The following is a 15574-nucleotide window of genomic DNA, read 5'->3' as shown; positions in this document are numbered from 1 at the left end:
AACAGTAATAACCGCTTACCTCAGTTTAGGGCTTATTTAACGACCTCGAGAATGACTTAATAAGCATATTGTTCACAGGTTTATGCCAATAACTATAGGCACTATAAACACTTTTCACGCATTTTATTCAAGCAAAGGGTTTGAATGCTCTACATAATATCACCCCATTCATGCCATCACGGCTTTAATGGCCTCTAAGCCTTTTCGCAAAGTGCTGGCATCGGTTGCATAATTAATGCGAATACACTGGTGTTTGTGTGCCCAAGCATCATCAATACCAATAAAAAAATTATGCCCGGGAATAATATAAACATCCTGCTCTTTGAGCTTTTGGTAAAGTTGTTCGCTGGTTATTTTTGCCTCTTTAAACCACAGCCACATAAAAAATGCGCCTTCTACTTTGTGTAAGTAAACGGGGAGGTGGGCAAATATTTCATCAAACAAGTTCATTGCTGTTTGTGCTTTTTCTCGATAAAAAGGCAGCACTGAATTTTTACACAGCGGAAGGAGTTCATCTTCATTAATAAGGCGCGTTACTAAACTTGGGCCAAAACTGTTCGGCGACAAAACCATACTGCCATTTACACGGCCAATGGCTTTAATTATGTCATTGTTAGCCACTACAATACCGGTTCGCAAACCCGGTAGGCCAAGCTTTGAAAGTGACATGCATAAAATAATGTTTGAGTTCCAGGTTAAGTTTGCGTCGGTATAAATACACCCAGGGAATGGGTCGCCGTAGGCGTTATCAATGATCAGTGGGATATTATATTGCTTAGCCAATAAATCGAGATGCTGTACTTCTTCATCAGTAATGACATTGCCTGTTGGGTTAGTCGGGCGCGATACACACAGTGCGCTAATGCTGCTGTCGCTTGCTAATACTTGCTCAACAGCTTTAAAATTAATGATATATTTAAATTGGTTTGAGCCACTTTCAGTATTTAAAATTTCGATATCGGGCTTTATTGCTACAAACATATCGTCAGTTAAGCCCTGATCTGCATAGCCTACATATTCAGGTGCCAGCGGAAATAAAACCTTTTTATGGCTGTCATCAGGCATACTGCCAGCTAACAGATTAAATAACACAAAAAAATTGGCTTGGCTGCCATTACCAAGCGCTATATTATTTGCGGTTAAATCCCATGAGTATTCACTTTTTAGTTGCTTGGCCAGAGCTGCACGAAATGCATCATTACCTGTTGGGCCATCGTAAAGTCCAAATACGTTGGAAAGTGTATTATTAGCAACAAGCTTTTGTAACTCATTGATAAAAATATCATTAACCTCAGGCACTAAGGCCGGATTACCACCACCGAGCATAATAATATTTGGATTGTTACTGTTTTTAGCATCGCCTAAATCTTCCATTAACTGTGTAATACCATTAGGTTGAGTAAATTTAGTGCCGAAGTTTGAGTAATCCATAATGACCGTGTGCCTTAAAAAATGATAAGTTAGTGTAAATTAACACTATGAATTTGATATTGAAAAATTTTCACCGCTTAGATTAATATAGCCATAACCCGCTATAATCGTTTTTCATATTTTAAGTAGGGCAGCCTTATCAGCAACCTTGAATCACACACTAAAACACATTTAAACACCACTGCAGACGATTCGGTTATTACTAATACGACCCTTAAAATTGCCACTTTTAATTTGTTTAATTACCTTGAGCCGCCTAATGCCTATTATGAATTTGAACGCATATACACCGCAGAGCAGTGGGCTAAAAAGCAGCGTTGGCTTATTAATTACTTAACCGAGCATCAGCCTGATGTGATTGGCTTTCAAGAAGTATTTAGTATTGAGTCGCTTAAAGAATTAGTTAAAGAGCAAGGTTATGTGTACTTTGCCGTGGTAGATGAGCCCCAGGTAATCGACGACTTTATTTATAAACGTCCTGTTGTGGCAATAGCCGCAAAATACCCTATTGCTGAAGTGGCAACTGTTGAGCATGACCATGAGCTTGTTAAAACCCTTGGTTTAACTGAGGATTTTACATTTAGCCGAAAGGTGCTTAGAGCTACAATAACTTTACCGCATATCGGCAACACGGATTGTTATGTGGTGCATTTTAAGTCTAAGCGCTCAATGATAGAGCTCGATGAGCAAAACAAAGACCTCACACCCGAAAAAAACATTATTGAGTTATTAAAAGCCGATATAGCAGGGAGTTGGGGCTCAACTATTCAGCGCGGCAGTGAGGCCACATTACTGATGATAGACATCATTGCGCGCCGTGAATCTACACAAAACCCAATGGTTTTAATGGGCGATTTTAATAACAACTTAGCTGATGGCGTTTTAAGCCATTTACTAACAAATACACTGCGTTTTGCCCCCACGTTTGACAGTAAAACTTACCTTGCAAAATATTGCCTTAACGACGCGTGGCAGTTATTTGCAAAGTCGCAATTAAATTCGGCTAATCAAAATAATGAAAATACAGTGGATTTAAAGCGTCAGCCTACCCATTATTTTGGCGCGAGCAGCTCAGTGCTTGACTACATTTTGCTATCTTGCGAGTTTGACTCAAGTTACGACGACAGCTTTTTTGAGGTGATCCATTATCATACTTACGATCGTCATTTAATTAACCCTGAATTTGAGCGTGATGATTTAAGCACCGATCATGGCGTGGTATTGATTAGCTTAGCATTAAGGTCTTGACGGGTTTTGTTACTAAAAATTGTAAGCGGATCTGCCGCTGACATAATTAATATTAAGGCGCTCAGTAGGTGCCTTGATGTTTTCCCTTTCTTTTATCCTGCTGTTTTAAAAAATCACTAATAATTAGTGCATTAACTCTAATTTATATTGATCCACATCATCTTTATTAACGGTGAGAGTGGTAGATTAGTGACGCTGGATTTTTAAGTTCGTTTAAATCGCTTATTACAACTACCCTTGTTGTACTTACAAAGCAGGGTTGCTTTTATATAACAAATAGCGTGCTGTATCCTAAAAATTTTTACCTTGACTACCCTCACTTACATTACTTTATACATACATGGAGTTTTAGCACATGACAATTAAATCAACGTTCAAATCTTTGAGTAAGCTCGCTGTATTGATCATTGTGGGGGGGGCTGGCTGGTATGCTTGGCAAACCTTGCAACCTACATCATTTGCTGAACAACTCCCTGACAGTGTTGCCTATGGAAATGGGCGAATTGAAGCGACTGAGTACGATATTGCTACAAAATTACCGGGCCGCTTAGTTGACGTTATGGTGCAAGAAGGCGATATGGTCAAAGCGGGTCAAACGTTAGCGGTTATTGATACTGATGATTTAAATGCACAGTTACGTGAAGCTCAGGCGGGGCTTCGTGTTGCTAATGAGTCTCGTAAATACGCATTAGCGATTGTAGAGCAGCATAAAAGTGAGCTTAATTTTGCACAAACTGAATTGCGCCGCTCTGCAAAATTATTGGAAAAAGGCCATATTTCAAAAGAAGTGGTAGATCAACAACGAACCACCTCTGCTATTGCGCAAGCTGCTTTAACCGCGGCAAACGTAAAAGTTGTGCAGTCGGATGCTGAAATAGAAGCAGCGCAGGCACGTATTGAGCGATTACAAAGCAACATAGCCGACAGCACGCTCACAGCACCAATCAATGGACGTATATTGTATCGATTAGCTGAACCTGGCGAAGTGCTTGGCAGTGGTGGTAAGGTTTTATCGTTATTGGATTTAACCGATGTTTATATGAGTATATATTTACCAACCGCGCAAGCGGGCAAGGTAACAATAGGCTCACAAGCGCGTATTGTTATTGATGCTGTTGCCGAGTATACATTACCGGCTAAAGTGACGTTTGTATCTGCACAGGCGCAATTTACCCCTAAATCGGTAGAAACCCGAAACGAGCGCGATAAACTGATGTTTAGAGTTAAGGTAAAACTCGACTCGCAGTTATTAAAAGACCATATCAAACAAGTAAAAACAGGGGTGCCAGGGCTTGCTTATGTGTTGTTAGCGCCTGAAAAAAATTGGCCTACGTCATTACAGGTACGAGTACCTGAATAATGGATAACGACGATAAAAACATTCAACAGCCACCACGTGAAAGTGTGGTTACGCTTACTAAGGTGAGCCATCGTTATGCTAATAATCGCGTGCTGGACAACATTAGTATTTCATTACCTGCCGGGAAAATGGTCGGGTTTATAGGCCCTGATGGCGTAGGAAAATCAAGCTTGCTGGCACTTATAGCGGGGGCAAGGGCGATTCAAGAGGGGGAGGTTGAGGTATTAAACGGCAATATGCGCAGCAGTGGTTTTCGTAATACGGTGTCGCCACGCATTGCTTACATGCCTCAAGGGCTTGGCAAAAATGTGTATCCAACACTTTCTGTGTTTGAAAATATAGATTTTTTTGGTCGTCTATTTTCTCAAAATAAAGCCGAGCGAAAACAACGAATTAATAACCTTTTAAAAAGTACAGGCTTAGAGGCATTTGCCGATCGCCCCGCAGAAAAGCTCTCTGGTGGGATGAAACAAAAACTCGGTTTGTGCTGCGCACTGATCCATGACCCTCAATTATTAATTTTAGATGAGCCAACAACCGGAGTTGATCCGCTATCGCGTCGTCAATTTTGGCAATTAATAAACAGTATTCGCGCTGAAAATACACAGATGAGCGTACTGGTTGCGACCGCCTACATGGAAGAAGCCGATGATTTTGATTGGCTAGTCGCTATGGACGATGGAAAAGTAATCGGTACGGGCAGCCCACAAAACTTAAAAATGCAAACTAATAAAGAATCGCTTGATGAAGCGTTTATAGCATTACTTCCTGAAGAAAAACGTCATGATCATCAGCGGTTAGTTGTGCCACCTCGTAAACAAGACATAAAAACAACCCAGTTCGCTATAGAAGCAAATGGATTATGTAAAACATTTGGTGATTTTACCGCTGTTAACAACGTGAGTTTAAGTATTGAACAAGGTGAAATTTTTGGCTTTTTAGGCTCAAATGGCTGTGGAAAAACTACCACAATGAAAATGCTTACCGGGTTACAACCCACAACCAGTGGCGAAGCAAAATTGTTTGGTGAAAAGGTCGATGCCAATAACATCGAAAGCCGCAAACGCGTTGGTTTTATGTCGCAAGCGTTTTCGCTTTATAACGAGCTTACAGTGAAGCAAAACTTGGTATTGCATGCTCGTTTATTTCACTTACCCGCAGAGAAAATAGAGCCGCGCGTTAAAGATTTAATTACTCGGTTTAACCTTAAAAAATACAGTGACGATTTTCCTACCGATTTGCCCCTAGGTATTCGCCAGCGTTTATCGCTTGCTGTTGCGGTAGTACATAGCCCTGAAATGCTCATACTTGATGAGCCCACATCGGGTGTAGACCCCGTTGCAAGGGATGACTTTTGGCAGTTACTCATTGAGCTTTCGCGCGAACAAGGCGTGACTATTTTTATTTCGACTCACTTTATGGATGAAGCAGCACGTTGCGATAGAATTTCGTTAATGCATGCAGGTAAAATACTTGCCAGCGATACGCCAGCTGCACTGTGCCAAGCGCGTAATACCGACACACTAGAAGCTGCCTTTATTGCATATTTAGAAGAAGCAGTAAATGCAGCCGGAGCAAGCTCGGCGATACAAGCATCGATAACTGATAAACCCAAAGCTTTGGCTACAGCGCCCGCTACTTGTAAGAATAACACTAACCCCGCATTTAGTTTGTTGCGGTTATTTGGTTATGCGCATCGCGAAACGCTAGAGTTATGGCGCGATCCTATTCGCCTAACGTTTGCTTTGCTGGGCTCGATAATTTTACTGTTTATTTTAGGTTACGGCATTACATTTGATGTTGAAGATTTAAGCTTTGCGGTACTAGATCAAGACCAATCGCCCGAGAGCCGCAACTACATTCAAAATATGGCAGGTTCACGTTACTTTATTCAAAAAGCAGATATTAAAAGCCCGCAAGAACTTAATAAACGAATGCGCAGTGGTGAGTTAAGCGTGGCCGTTGAAATTCCACCTAACTTTGGTCAGCAATTTAAACGCGGCCGTAAACCTGAAATTGTAGTGTGGATTGATGGTTCTATGCCGTTTAGGGCAGAAACGATTAATGGTTATATGAGCGGCGTGTATTACAGCTATTTAACCAACTTATCTTTGCGCACTTATGCACAAGTACCAAACTTAGTGCCAGCTAATATTGAATCTCGCTATCGTTATAACCAAGATTTTAAAAGCATTGAGGCCATGGTGCCGGCGGTTATTCCACTGCTATTGGTATTTATTCCTGCGATATTGATGGCGCTTGGCGTAGTGCGGGAAAAAGAGTTGGGTTCAATCATAAACTTATATGTAACACCGGTTAACCGGCTGGAATTTATTATTGGCAAACAGCTGCCTTACATTTTAGTGAGTATGATCAGCTTTTTTGGCTTAGTCGCACTTGCTATTACCGTGTTTGGTGTGGCGCTAAAAGGCAGCTTTTGGGCGCTTAGTTTGGCTGCATTATTATACGTTACAGCGACTACGGGGGTGGGGCTGTTAATTTCGGCTTTTACAAAAACACAAATTTCAGCACTGGCAGCCACTACGGTGGTTGTGTTGATGATTGCCGTTAACTTTTGTGGGCTAATTGACCCTGTTTCTTCCTTAGAAGGGTTTGGCGCGATTATTGGCAAACTGTTTCCGACCACCTACTTTTTAGAGGCGTGTCGAGGGGTCTTTAATAAAGCACTTAATTTTTCTGATTTATCAGCCCAGCTACTGCCTTTATTCGCTTTTATACCTGTGCTGACTCTGGCCAGTGTATTTTTACTTCCAAAGCAGGACAAATAGCCATGCAACGTCGCGGAAACATTGTTAATTTAGGTATTAAAGAGTTGCGTAGTTTATGGCGTGATAAGGTTTTACTGCTATTTGTTTTTTTTGCTTTTACTGGGTTGATCTATGTGGTGGCTTCAGCCACGTCGATAGAGTTAAATAATGCGCCGATTGCAGTTGTTGATCACGACCAATCGCAATTATCTAAGCGTATTATTAATGCCTTTTATGAGCCTTACTTTAAAACGCCAGACAGTATTTCATTAAGCGATGTTGACTCAGCTATGGATAATGGCCGTTATACTTTTGTGCTTAATATCCCGCCTTATTTTGAGCGTGATGTACTTGCAGCTAAGCAACCTACAATTCAAGTAAATATAGATGCTACGCGCATGTCGCAAGCATTTATTGGTGATAACTATATTCAAACCATTATTAACGGCGAAGTAAATGAGTTTGTGCAAGGTTATCGAACCGTTTATTCACTGCCAATAAAGCAATCGGCGCACATTATGTTTAATCCAAACATGACAAGTGTATGGTTTGGTAGCGTGATGGAATTAATGAACGTGATCACAATGATTTCGATTATTTTAACTGGCGCCGCGGTGATCCGTGAACGCGAACACGGCACATTAGAGCATTTATTAGTGATGCCATTAAGCCCCTTTGAAATAGTGATGGCGAAAATTTGGGCCAATGGGTTAGTGATTTTATTACTGACTACGTTTTCATTATGTATTGTGATCGAAGGTTTGTTACAAGTGCCTATTCATGGCTCGGCGGGCTTATTTTTATTTGGCGTTGCTATTCATTTATTTGCGACCACATCGCTGGGTATATTGTTGGGAACGCAGGCGCGCACTATGCCGCAGCTCGGGTTATTGATGATCTTAATTTTATTACCATTACAAATGCTCTCTGGCGGTGTTACGCCGCGAGAAAGTATGCCTGAGGTGGTGCAAAATATTATGTTATTGGCGCCAACAACGCATTTTGTAAAATTTGCTCAAGCAATTTTATACCGAGGGGCAGGGTGGGATGTAGTTTGGCCTTACTTTTTAGCGTTAGTTGTTATTGGCAGTGTGTTTTTTACTGTTGCATTAATGCGCTTTCGTAAATCAGTGGCGCAAGGTTAGGGTATTAAAATATAACGCGTGTTTTCAAAAAAGTGGCTGTTTAAGATAAAGCCACCCGTTAACGTTAAAGCGCTAATGGGTGGCTACTGAAGATACCATCCGCAATAATAATTAAGCGAATGGGGATGACTTAGTTTAGTCTTGGGTTAATTTCTAAAGGAGACAGCGTAATGGTCGCATTACTGCTTGCTCCTTTATATTCTTGATAGTCTTTGTTTTCAAACAGCGTGTAAAAAACATCAACATAATCGTCATTATTAGTAAACCATTCATCCGGCATTGCTTTTAGTAGTTCATTGGTCAGCTTAGGGATAATGGCATAACCTTGCGCTTGTAAATCAGGAATGCTCGCCATTACTTGCTCTGATATTTCTAATAATTTTATTGCTAGAGTTTTATAGTTGGTGTTGTCATCTTGTTCCATTAAGAGTAAATCGACCGCTTGCCAACGATAACGCTGCCAATGAATTAAAACCTGATTAGGGCTGTAATCGGTTTTGTCATGATCTAAATAAGGTAAATCAACGATATCTAATATTGGTTCATCTCGGGTCGGGTCGATACCCGTTACAATGGCATAAATTTCAGCACCACCTGAGATCCAAGGTTCTTTGTCATCTTCTAAGCGTATTTTTTTCAATACACTGGTTTGCAGGGGTTGTTCATTGCTTAACTGGTTTTGTGGACTAACCGTGGTTTTACTGAATTTGTTAGCAGATAAAATTCCTCTCATTACTGCAATACCCGCATCTTGTACTTTTTGTTGATCTAATTCGACAATAAATACAGGTTGGGTCGGCATTTGATCAACACTAAGATAGTGAATGTCACCAAACTGATCGAACGCTTCAATCTCGCTCCATTGCGAATCGTCACCAGCAGGTGCAAATGCAAATAAAGGGCGTTCGCCTTGCTGCCAAGCGCTAAGCATTGTGTCACTTGCCAAACGCACTTGTAACAAACTACCGGTGTTTTGTGGTAAACCTTTAAGCTGTTGTAATGCGCTGTTTGCTAAACGAGTATTTTGTTGTGTGTGCATGCCTAAAGACGGTAGCTGATCCGCATTCAAAACCAGTTTATATTGGCTTAGCGTTTGTTTAAGATCAGCGTTTAATACACTGTAATTAAGCGCTATTTGTTTTGCAAAATTGCGTTTAATGGTGGTTACGTCTTTGTATTGCGCCAACTTAGACAAGTTTTCACCTTTTTCGATTTCATATTGAGCTGAAAAAGCGGGCGCTGATACACAGTTCAACAGAGCTAAGGTTGCCAAGCATTTGGTTATTTTATTCATCATATTTATTTTACCGTTCCGTTATCAGTAACGCTATAAAACAATACTTAGAATAAATAATCAAACAAAATTTATAAAGTAAGTAATTAGTATTGTTTTTGTGGTTGCGCTTAGGCTGCAAAAAATACCAAGCCGCTGTTATAGAGTAAGTTTTATATAAAGAATGAATCTATTACAAAAAATCATTTTACTAAAAAGTAATTTCTATATATATCAGTGGCTTATATGTGGCTTGATAGTTGCTATAACTACTACTCTAATAACAACACAAAGGATTAAGCAATGACCGATATAGCACATTCAGCGTTTATAGCATTTTATTTATATTTAATTATGGTGTTAGTACAGTGGGCAGTGGCGACGTTTAGTAAAGCCAAACAGCCTGGAGCTGTGCCAGGAAAAATTGATAAAGACCTATCTCATGAGAGTTTTATATTTAGAGCGCATCGCACCTTTCATAACACATTAGAAAACAGCGCGTTATTTATAGGAACGGTTTTATTTGCCTTTGTGATTAATTACCACAGTTCGGTTTTTGCAATCTGTATTTGGGTTTACGTCATTGCACGTTTAATTCATATGGTACTGTATTACGCAATTGCCACAGAGAAAAACCCCAGCCCGCGTAGCTACTTCTTTTTGATTGGCGTAATTGCGAATCTAGTTATGCTGGTGATGCTAGGGCTAAGATTAGCCAACTAATAAAACCTGATAAAGCGAAAAGCGTTATTTGCTTTTCGCTTTTACATTTAGTTATCTACTACAGGTTTTTTTGTGCGGGTAACCCAAAAGCAAATTAACGACCCAATAGTCACGAGTACAACACCTTGTAAAAAATAGTCAGCTAAAGCAACGGATAAGTTAATAGAGGCAAACACAGTGGAGAAAATAGGGGTAAAATAAGACAAGGTGCTTAAAAGTATCATATTTCCACCTATAAATGGCTGACTTCACAAAGCAAATCCTGACCCAATAACAAGAGTATCGAGACTGGAAATACGATGATCTACTTATGGAGCTTGAATTTAAGGCAAACGATATACTCTTGCTTATTTCAGCTTAAATAACTATGAATTTTATGGTGTAACCTGGTACGAAAAATGGACATTGGGATGTAAGATTCAGTTTAATACGTCATCATCGATGAAAAAGGTACGTACAAAAGTTCGGCGTTTTAATCGGAACTTCACATAGCAAACTATTGTTTTCTAACCGACCTTTTTCTAAATATATTTGGTTGCCATCCCCAGTGTAGGGAACCGAGCCGTAAAAATACGGTAATAAAGAGTGCGCCTAAAATACACCAAACATGAGGTACTTCTAATAGAAACAGTGTGGCATAAGTTAAGCCACCAGATAGACACGCGGTGGAGTAGAGCTCTTCGCGCATGACAAGGGGGACTTCACGGCATATTACATCGCGCATTAGACCACCAAAGATGCCCGTGGTCATGCCCATAGTAATAGCCACAATCATCGTAGTGCCTTCGATTAAGGACTTTTCAATGCCAACAATATTAAAAATTGCCATGCCCAAAGCATCGACCAGCAACATGTAATAGTTTGATACGTGAGGTAAATGACGAATAAATATTACGGCGATAAATATGGCGCTGTATGTTGCGTATAAATAATCCGGTTCGGCTATCCAAAATACTGGGTGGTTTAATAATACGTCGCGCAGTGTGCCGCCGCCGAGCGCTGTCACTGACGCGACAACCACAACACCAAAACCTCCTATGTTTTTTTCATGGCCCATCAGAGTACCTGAGATGGCAAAAAACGCTACCCCGATCAAATTTAACAAATGAAAATAGTCAGATGCCATTGTGGTCTCCATACCATTACCAAAAAAGTAGCCTATTAGGATAGCGTACTGATGATTTATTTAGCCTGAACATAGGTATGGTGCATGATTAAGTTTTAAAACAGTGCTTGCAGCGCTCTTATATTCTCAGTACAAGAATGCAAATAAGCGCTGATACAGCTAAATTCGGCACTATAAATTGACTTAAAGCGCAAGTAAATTGAACGCATTAAATGGTTGTTCGTCCATAAATAATTGCTATTAGCTGTTGTTATAGTTATAACTGATGTTGGTTGTTTCAGAAGTTTCTGAAAGTAAAAAGGAGGTTATCGAGTGTTTTGCACTCAAATTACTAGGACAATACCCATCTAATGCGCGTGCTTTGCGCCTCTCTAATTGGAGAAGTAAGTGAATAAACATGTTTTTGCTGCTGCCCTCAGCTCTGTTATGGGCTTTACGCTTCCAGCGTTTGCTGATGTTCCAAACCCGACTGATACCCCATATTCCGGCACTATAAAAATAGCGGTTGATGCCACAGATCTAGCTCATCGTATTTTTAAAATAAACGAAACTATCCCTGTTAATGCTGGTGAAATGACTTTGCTTTATCCGCAATGGATACCTGGACATCACTCACCAGTTGGACCAATAAGTCAGTTGGCTGGATTGAAAATGTCAGCAAAAGGTAAAGTGATCGAATGGCAACGAGATCCTGGCAACGTATATGCTTTTAATCTTAAAGTTCCTAAAGGTGTACGTGAGTTGCATGTTGAATATCAATTCTTGTCACCACAAAGTTCAGAGCAAGGGCGCGTTATGATGACGCCAGAAATGCTAAATTTACAATGGGATACAGTAGCGCTTTACCCTGCTGGGCACTATAGCCATAAAATTAAATTTCAACCGAGTGTAACGTTACCAAAAGGGTGGCAGTTTGCTACTGCACTTGAAAAGTCTTCGCAAAAAGGTAATACAGTTACCTTTGAGGGAATTGATTTTGAAAACCTTGTAGACTCGCCAATGTTTGCCGGTAGCCACTATAAGCGTGTTGATTTAAACCCAAATGCAGATACTCCGGTATTCTTAAATGTCTTTGCCGATAAAGAAAAAGATCTTGAGATCAGTGCTGAAGGGTTAACAGCACACCGTGAGCTTATTCAACAAATGTATGCGCTTTATGGTGCACATCACTTTGATCATTATGACTTTTTACTTGCCCTGACAGATAAGTTAGGCGGTATCGGCATGGAACATCATCGCTCAAGTGAAAATAGCGCGAAAGAAAATTATTTTACTGACTGGGATAAGTCATGGGTCGGTCGCGATTTATTAGCACACGAATTTAATCATTCATGGAATGGTAAATATCGTCGCCCTGAAGCATTATGGACACCGACCTATAACCAAGTTAAAGAAGCTAATGGTTTATGGGTATATGAAGGGCAAACACAGTTTTGGGGGCAAGTCATTGCGGCTCGTTCAGGACTTTGGAGCCAAGAAAATACGATGGATATGCTCGCTCGTTTAGGTGCAACCTATGACCAAGGACGCCCTGGCATGGCATGGCGTAATATTTTAGATACAACCAACGATCCAACTATCGCTCAGCGTTCATCATTGCCTTATCGTAGTTATCAAATGAGCGAAGACTATTACTCTGGTGGAGAATTAATTTGGTTTGCAGTTGATGCAAAATTACGTGAATTGAGTAACAACAGTCATTCATTAGATGATTTTGCCCACAACTTTTTTGGCGTAAATCCGGGTGATTGGAATGTGTTGACCTATAAATTTGATGATGTGATTAACACGCTTAATGGCATTGAAAAGTATCAATGGGATGACTTTATTAATTCGCGTTTAAAAGGCCATGTTAACTTATCTAAGTCGCTGGAAGACCAAGGTTGGAAATTGACTTATAACGATAAAGCCTCTGATGGCATTAAAGCAATTGAAAGCCGCTATAAATCAACTGATTTACTTTATTCTCTGGGCTTTTCAGTAAATAAAGAAGGCAAAATGCGTGATGTATTATGGGATAGCCCTGCATTTAATGCGGGTCTTGCGCCAAGTATGCAAATTGTTGCCGTTAATAATACTCAGTTTAGTGCTGATGCACTCAAAGATGCAGTGACGGATGCTAAAGGCTCAAAAGCGCCAATTAAGCTCTTGGTGAAAAACTTTGATCAGTACAGTGAAATTCAGATCGATTATCATGATGGCCTTAAATATCCTCACCTTGAACGTATTGAAGGTAAGCCTGACTATTTATCACAACTACTAACCGCACGATAAAATAAATCCGCGTAGGTTTATCAATACTTTTAAATATACCCACAGAGTGTGGGTATATTTATTTCATGCCAACCGATTATGATTTTGCATGTACGTTGAAGTTATGGTTATTTTTTCATTGCAAAGTAATCCACAACTAACTGCGTCATAGCATTCACGCCTAATTGCAGTGCTTGCTCGTCAGCGAAAAACTGTGGTGAATGATTACTTGCTGCCGTTTTTGCATCTTGACCTTGTGGGGTAACACCTAAAAAGAAAAACAATCCAGGAGTTTCTAAAGCGTAATAGCTGAAATCTTCAGCGCCAGTGATTAAATCAGTGGTAATAATATTCTCAGCCCCAGCAACTTTAGTTAGTGTTGGCGTCATTTTTTGCGTGAGTTTTACATCGTTTACGGTGACAGGGTAGCCGTGGTCGATATGTACATCAGCTTTAGCACCACCGGATTCAGCGACCATTTCAGCTGTTTTCACTAAACGCTTTTTGATATCAGCGCGCATTGCTTGGTCAAAGGTGCGAATAGTGCCAATTAACTCGACACTATCCGGAATGATATTGGAACGTACGCCGCCATTAATAGCACCAAACGAAATAACTGACGGCGCTTTAGTAACATCAACTTGGCGAGATGAAATTGTTTGTGTGGCCATAATTATTTGTGATGATGCAACAATCGGATCAACACCATTCCATGGTCGTGAACCATGAGTTTGGCGGCCTTGTACATTAATTGTAAATGAATCTTCACTGGCCATAAGCGGGCCTTCACGGAAGCCAATTTGGCCTGTGTTTAATGAACTGGTTACATGTAAACCAAACACGGCGTCAGGTTTTTCTTTAAATAAGCCTTCTTTTAGCATGAGTTCAGCACCGCCTTCTTCACCTTCTGGGGCACCTTCTTCAGCTGGTTGAAAGACAAATAATACATCACCCGCTAAGTCATCTTGAATTTTAGCCAAAGATTCAGCTACAGCCATTAGAATAGCGACATGGTTATCATGGCCGCAGGCGTGCATAACACCGACTTCGTTACCACGGTAGGTTGAGGTCTGAGTTGAAGCAAACGGTAAATCAACTTGCTCAGTGACAGGCAGGGCGTCCATATCGGCACGCAGCGCCACTAAAGGGCCTTTTTTACCACCTTTGAGTTTAGCAACTACACCCGTATGGGCTATCCCAGTTTGTACTTCGAGCCCCAGTGCTTTTAAATGTTTAGTAATGTATTTAGCCGTTTCAAATTCGCGGTTACTAAGCTCTGGGTATTGGTGAAGATGGCGTCGCCAAGTGATCACTTTTTCACTTACACTGTGGTTAGCTTTATTTAGATTCTTGTTGAGCTGTTGATCAGGAGCAGCTGCAAAACTTGGTGCAGATAACGTACTTAGCAATAAGCCGCTGTAAATAACTTTGTGTAACATAGTGATCCCTTTTATTATTTGATTATTAAAACTAATGTAGAGTAAACCGATATGAATGAACAGGACCGTGCGATAGTTAACCAAGGAAATTGGTTTAGTAGCCGCTCTAAAGAATTTCAACACCAGCTATTGTTACATGCAAAAGTAATTAAACTCGATGCGGGTGAAGCATTATTTTTAAGAGGAGATGAAAATGCGGGTTTATACGCTGTTGTTAATGGAGTTATGCGAGTTAGTGGAGTAAATGGAGAAGGTAAAGAAGCGGTACTGAGTTTTATAGATCCAGCTATTTGGTTTGGTGAAGTTGCTTTATTTGATGGTGGTTTGCGTACCCACGATGTTTATGCACAAACACCCGCTCGATTGCTACATGTACCGCATCGGGCACTGATACAATTATTAGCAATCACGCCTATTTACTGGCATGATTTTGGTGTTTTACTTTCACAAAAAATGCGGCTGCTGTTCACTTCATTAGAAGATCATGCTTTATTAACTGCCCAGCAGAAAGTCTGTAAACGGCTGGTTATGATGGCAACCATGTCGCTGCCCAGTAATACCGCTACTATTATGTTATCGCAGCAACAACTCGCAGATATGACCTATTTAACTCGTCAAACTATTAATCAAATCTTGCAGTTATTAAGTGAAAAAAAGCTTATTTCCCTTCATTACCAGCGTATAGAAATTCTTGATAAACAACAGCTGGCTTTACTTGTACATTAGCTGCGTTATTATTTTTACCTGATATAAGTACATTGGCCTTAAATTTGCTTTATAAAATAAAACTATCAATGGATTTGAAGCA

11 protein-coding genes and 1 pseudogene are annotated in these 15574 nt (G+C 40.3%); 8 read left to right on the top strand and 4 right to left on the bottom strand.

The window, feature by feature from the left end:
• Positions 1-168: 168 nt before the first annotated feature.
• Complete coding sequence (locus H5183_RS00705) at positions 169-1431, bottom strand: valine--pyruvate transaminase (RefSeq protein WP_182730638.1); 1263 nt, start codon at positions 1429-1431, stop codon at positions 169-171.
• A 234-nt stretch (positions 1432-1665) separates the two neighbouring features.
• Here H5183_RS00705 and H5183_RS00700 point away from each other — a divergent pair, with 234 nt between their 5' ends.
• From H5183_RS00700 to H5183_RS00685, 4 genes are all read left to right on the top strand, one after another.
• Positions 1666-2679: an endonuclease/exonuclease/phosphatase family protein gene (locus H5183_RS00700; protein WP_182730637.1), complete on the top strand. Its 1014-nt coding sequence runs from the start codon at positions 1666-1668 to the stop codon at positions 2677-2679.
• Between the two features lie 355 nt (positions 2680-3034).
• A complete protein-coding gene (locus tag H5183_RS00695) occupies positions 3035-4039 on the top strand; it encodes an HlyD family secretion protein (RefSeq protein ID WP_182730636.1) in 1005 nt (334 codons plus the stop codon).
• A complete protein-coding gene (rbbA, locus tag H5183_RS00690) occupies positions 4039-6828 on the top strand; it encodes a ribosome-associated ATPase/putative transporter RbbA (protein WP_182730635.1) in 2790 nt (929 codons plus the stop codon). The genes H5183_RS00695 and rbbA overlap by 1 nt, the downstream gene beginning before the upstream one ends.
• 2 nt (positions 6829-6830) lie before the next feature.
• Complete coding sequence (locus tag H5183_RS00685; protein ID WP_182730634.1) at positions 6831-7952, top strand: ABC transporter permease; 1122 nt, start codon at positions 6831-6833, stop codon at positions 7950-7952.
• Between the two features lie 130 nt (positions 7953-8082).
• On the opposite strand, the gene H5183_RS00680 is transcribed toward H5183_RS00685, so the two are convergent.
• Positions 8083-9249, bottom strand: coding sequence for a DUF3103 family protein (locus H5183_RS00680; protein ID WP_145233118.1), 1167 nt, complete (start codon positions 9247-9249; stop codon positions 8083-8085).
• A gap of 279 nt (positions 9250-9528) precedes the next feature.
• On the opposite strand from H5183_RS00680, the gene H5183_RS00675 reads away from it, so the two are divergent.
• A complete protein-coding gene (locus H5183_RS00675; protein WP_145233119.1) occupies positions 9529-9948 on the top strand; it encodes an MAPEG family protein in 420 nt (139 codons plus the stop codon).
• Positions 9949-10222: 274 nt separating this feature from the next.
• Positions 10223-10440 (top strand): annotated as a pseudogene (locus H5183_RS00670) (ClbS/DfsB family four-helix bundle protein); the annotation flags it as partial.
• A gap of 4 nt (positions 10441-10444) precedes the next feature.
• Here H5183_RS00670 and H5183_RS00665 read toward each other — a convergent pair.
• The gene (locus tag H5183_RS00665) at positions 10445-11074 is read right to left on the bottom strand and encodes a trimeric intracellular cation channel family protein (RefSeq protein WP_182730633.1); all 630 of its coding nucleotides are present in this window, start codon (positions 11072-11074) and stop codon (positions 10445-10447) included.
• 387 nt (positions 11075-11461) lie between these two features.
• Here H5183_RS00665 and H5183_RS00660 point away from each other — a divergent pair, with 387 nt between their 5' ends.
• Positions 11462-13348, top strand: a complete 1887-nt coding sequence (locus H5183_RS00660) for a peptidase M61 (RefSeq protein WP_310736573.1) — start codon at positions 11462-11464, stop codon at positions 13346-13348.
• A 107-nt stretch (positions 13349-13455) separates the two neighbouring features.
• On the opposite strand, the gene H5183_RS00655 is transcribed toward H5183_RS00660, so the two are convergent.
• Complete coding sequence (locus H5183_RS00655; RefSeq protein ID WP_182730632.1) at positions 13456-14766, bottom strand: amidohydrolase; 1311 nt, start codon at positions 14764-14766, stop codon at positions 13456-13458.
• 51 nt (positions 14767-14817) lie between these two features.
• On the opposite strand from H5183_RS00655, the gene H5183_RS00650 reads away from it, so the two are divergent.
• Complete coding sequence (locus H5183_RS00650; RefSeq protein ID WP_145233122.1) at positions 14818-15492, top strand: Crp/Fnr family transcriptional regulator; 675 nt, start codon at positions 14818-14820, stop codon at positions 15490-15492.
• Positions 15493-15574 lie beyond the last annotated feature (82 nt).

The sequence above is a fragment of the Pseudoalteromonas sp. SR44-8 genome (assembly GCF_014163635.1).
GTDB classification, from domain to species: Bacteria; Pseudomonadota; Gammaproteobacteria; order Enterobacterales; family Alteromonadaceae; genus Pseudoalteromonas; species Pseudoalteromonas rhizosphaerae.
The sequence above is the reverse complement of the archived record's forward strand: the minus strand, read 5'-3'. Positions and strand labels throughout refer to the sequence as shown.

Coding starts and splice junctions, on each gene's coding strand:
- H5183_RS00705 (WP_182730638.1), bottom strand. CDS start 1,431: ATGGATTACTCAAACTTCGGCACTAAATTTACTCAACCTAATGGTATT.
- H5183_RS00695 (WP_182730636.1), top strand. CDS start 3,035: ATGACAATTAAATCAACGTTCAAATCTTTGAGTAAGCTCGCTGTATTG.
- rbbA (WP_182730635.1), top strand. CDS start 4,039: ATGGATAACGACGATAAAAACATTCAACAGCCACCACGTGAAAGTGTG.
- H5183_RS00685 (WP_182730634.1), top strand. CDS start 6,831: ATGCAACGTCGCGGAAACATTGTTAATTTAGGTATTAAAGAGTTGCGT.
- H5183_RS00680 (WP_145233118.1), bottom strand. CDS start 9,249: ATGATGAATAAAATAACCAAATGCTTGGCAACCTTAGCTCTGTTGAAC.
- H5183_RS00675 (WP_145233119.1), top strand. CDS start 9,529: ATGACCGATATAGCACATTCAGCGTTTATAGCATTTTATTTATATTTA.
- H5183_RS00665 (WP_182730633.1), bottom strand. CDS start 11,074: ATGGCATCTGACTATTTTCATTTGTTAAATTTGATCGGGGTAGCGTTT.
- H5183_RS00655 (WP_182730632.1), bottom strand. CDS start 14,766: ATGTTACACAAAGTTATTTACAGCGGCTTATTGCTAAGTACGTTATCT.
- H5183_RS00650 (WP_145233122.1), top strand. CDS start 14,818: ATGAATGAACAGGACCGTGCGATAGTTAACCAAGGAAATTGGTTTAGT.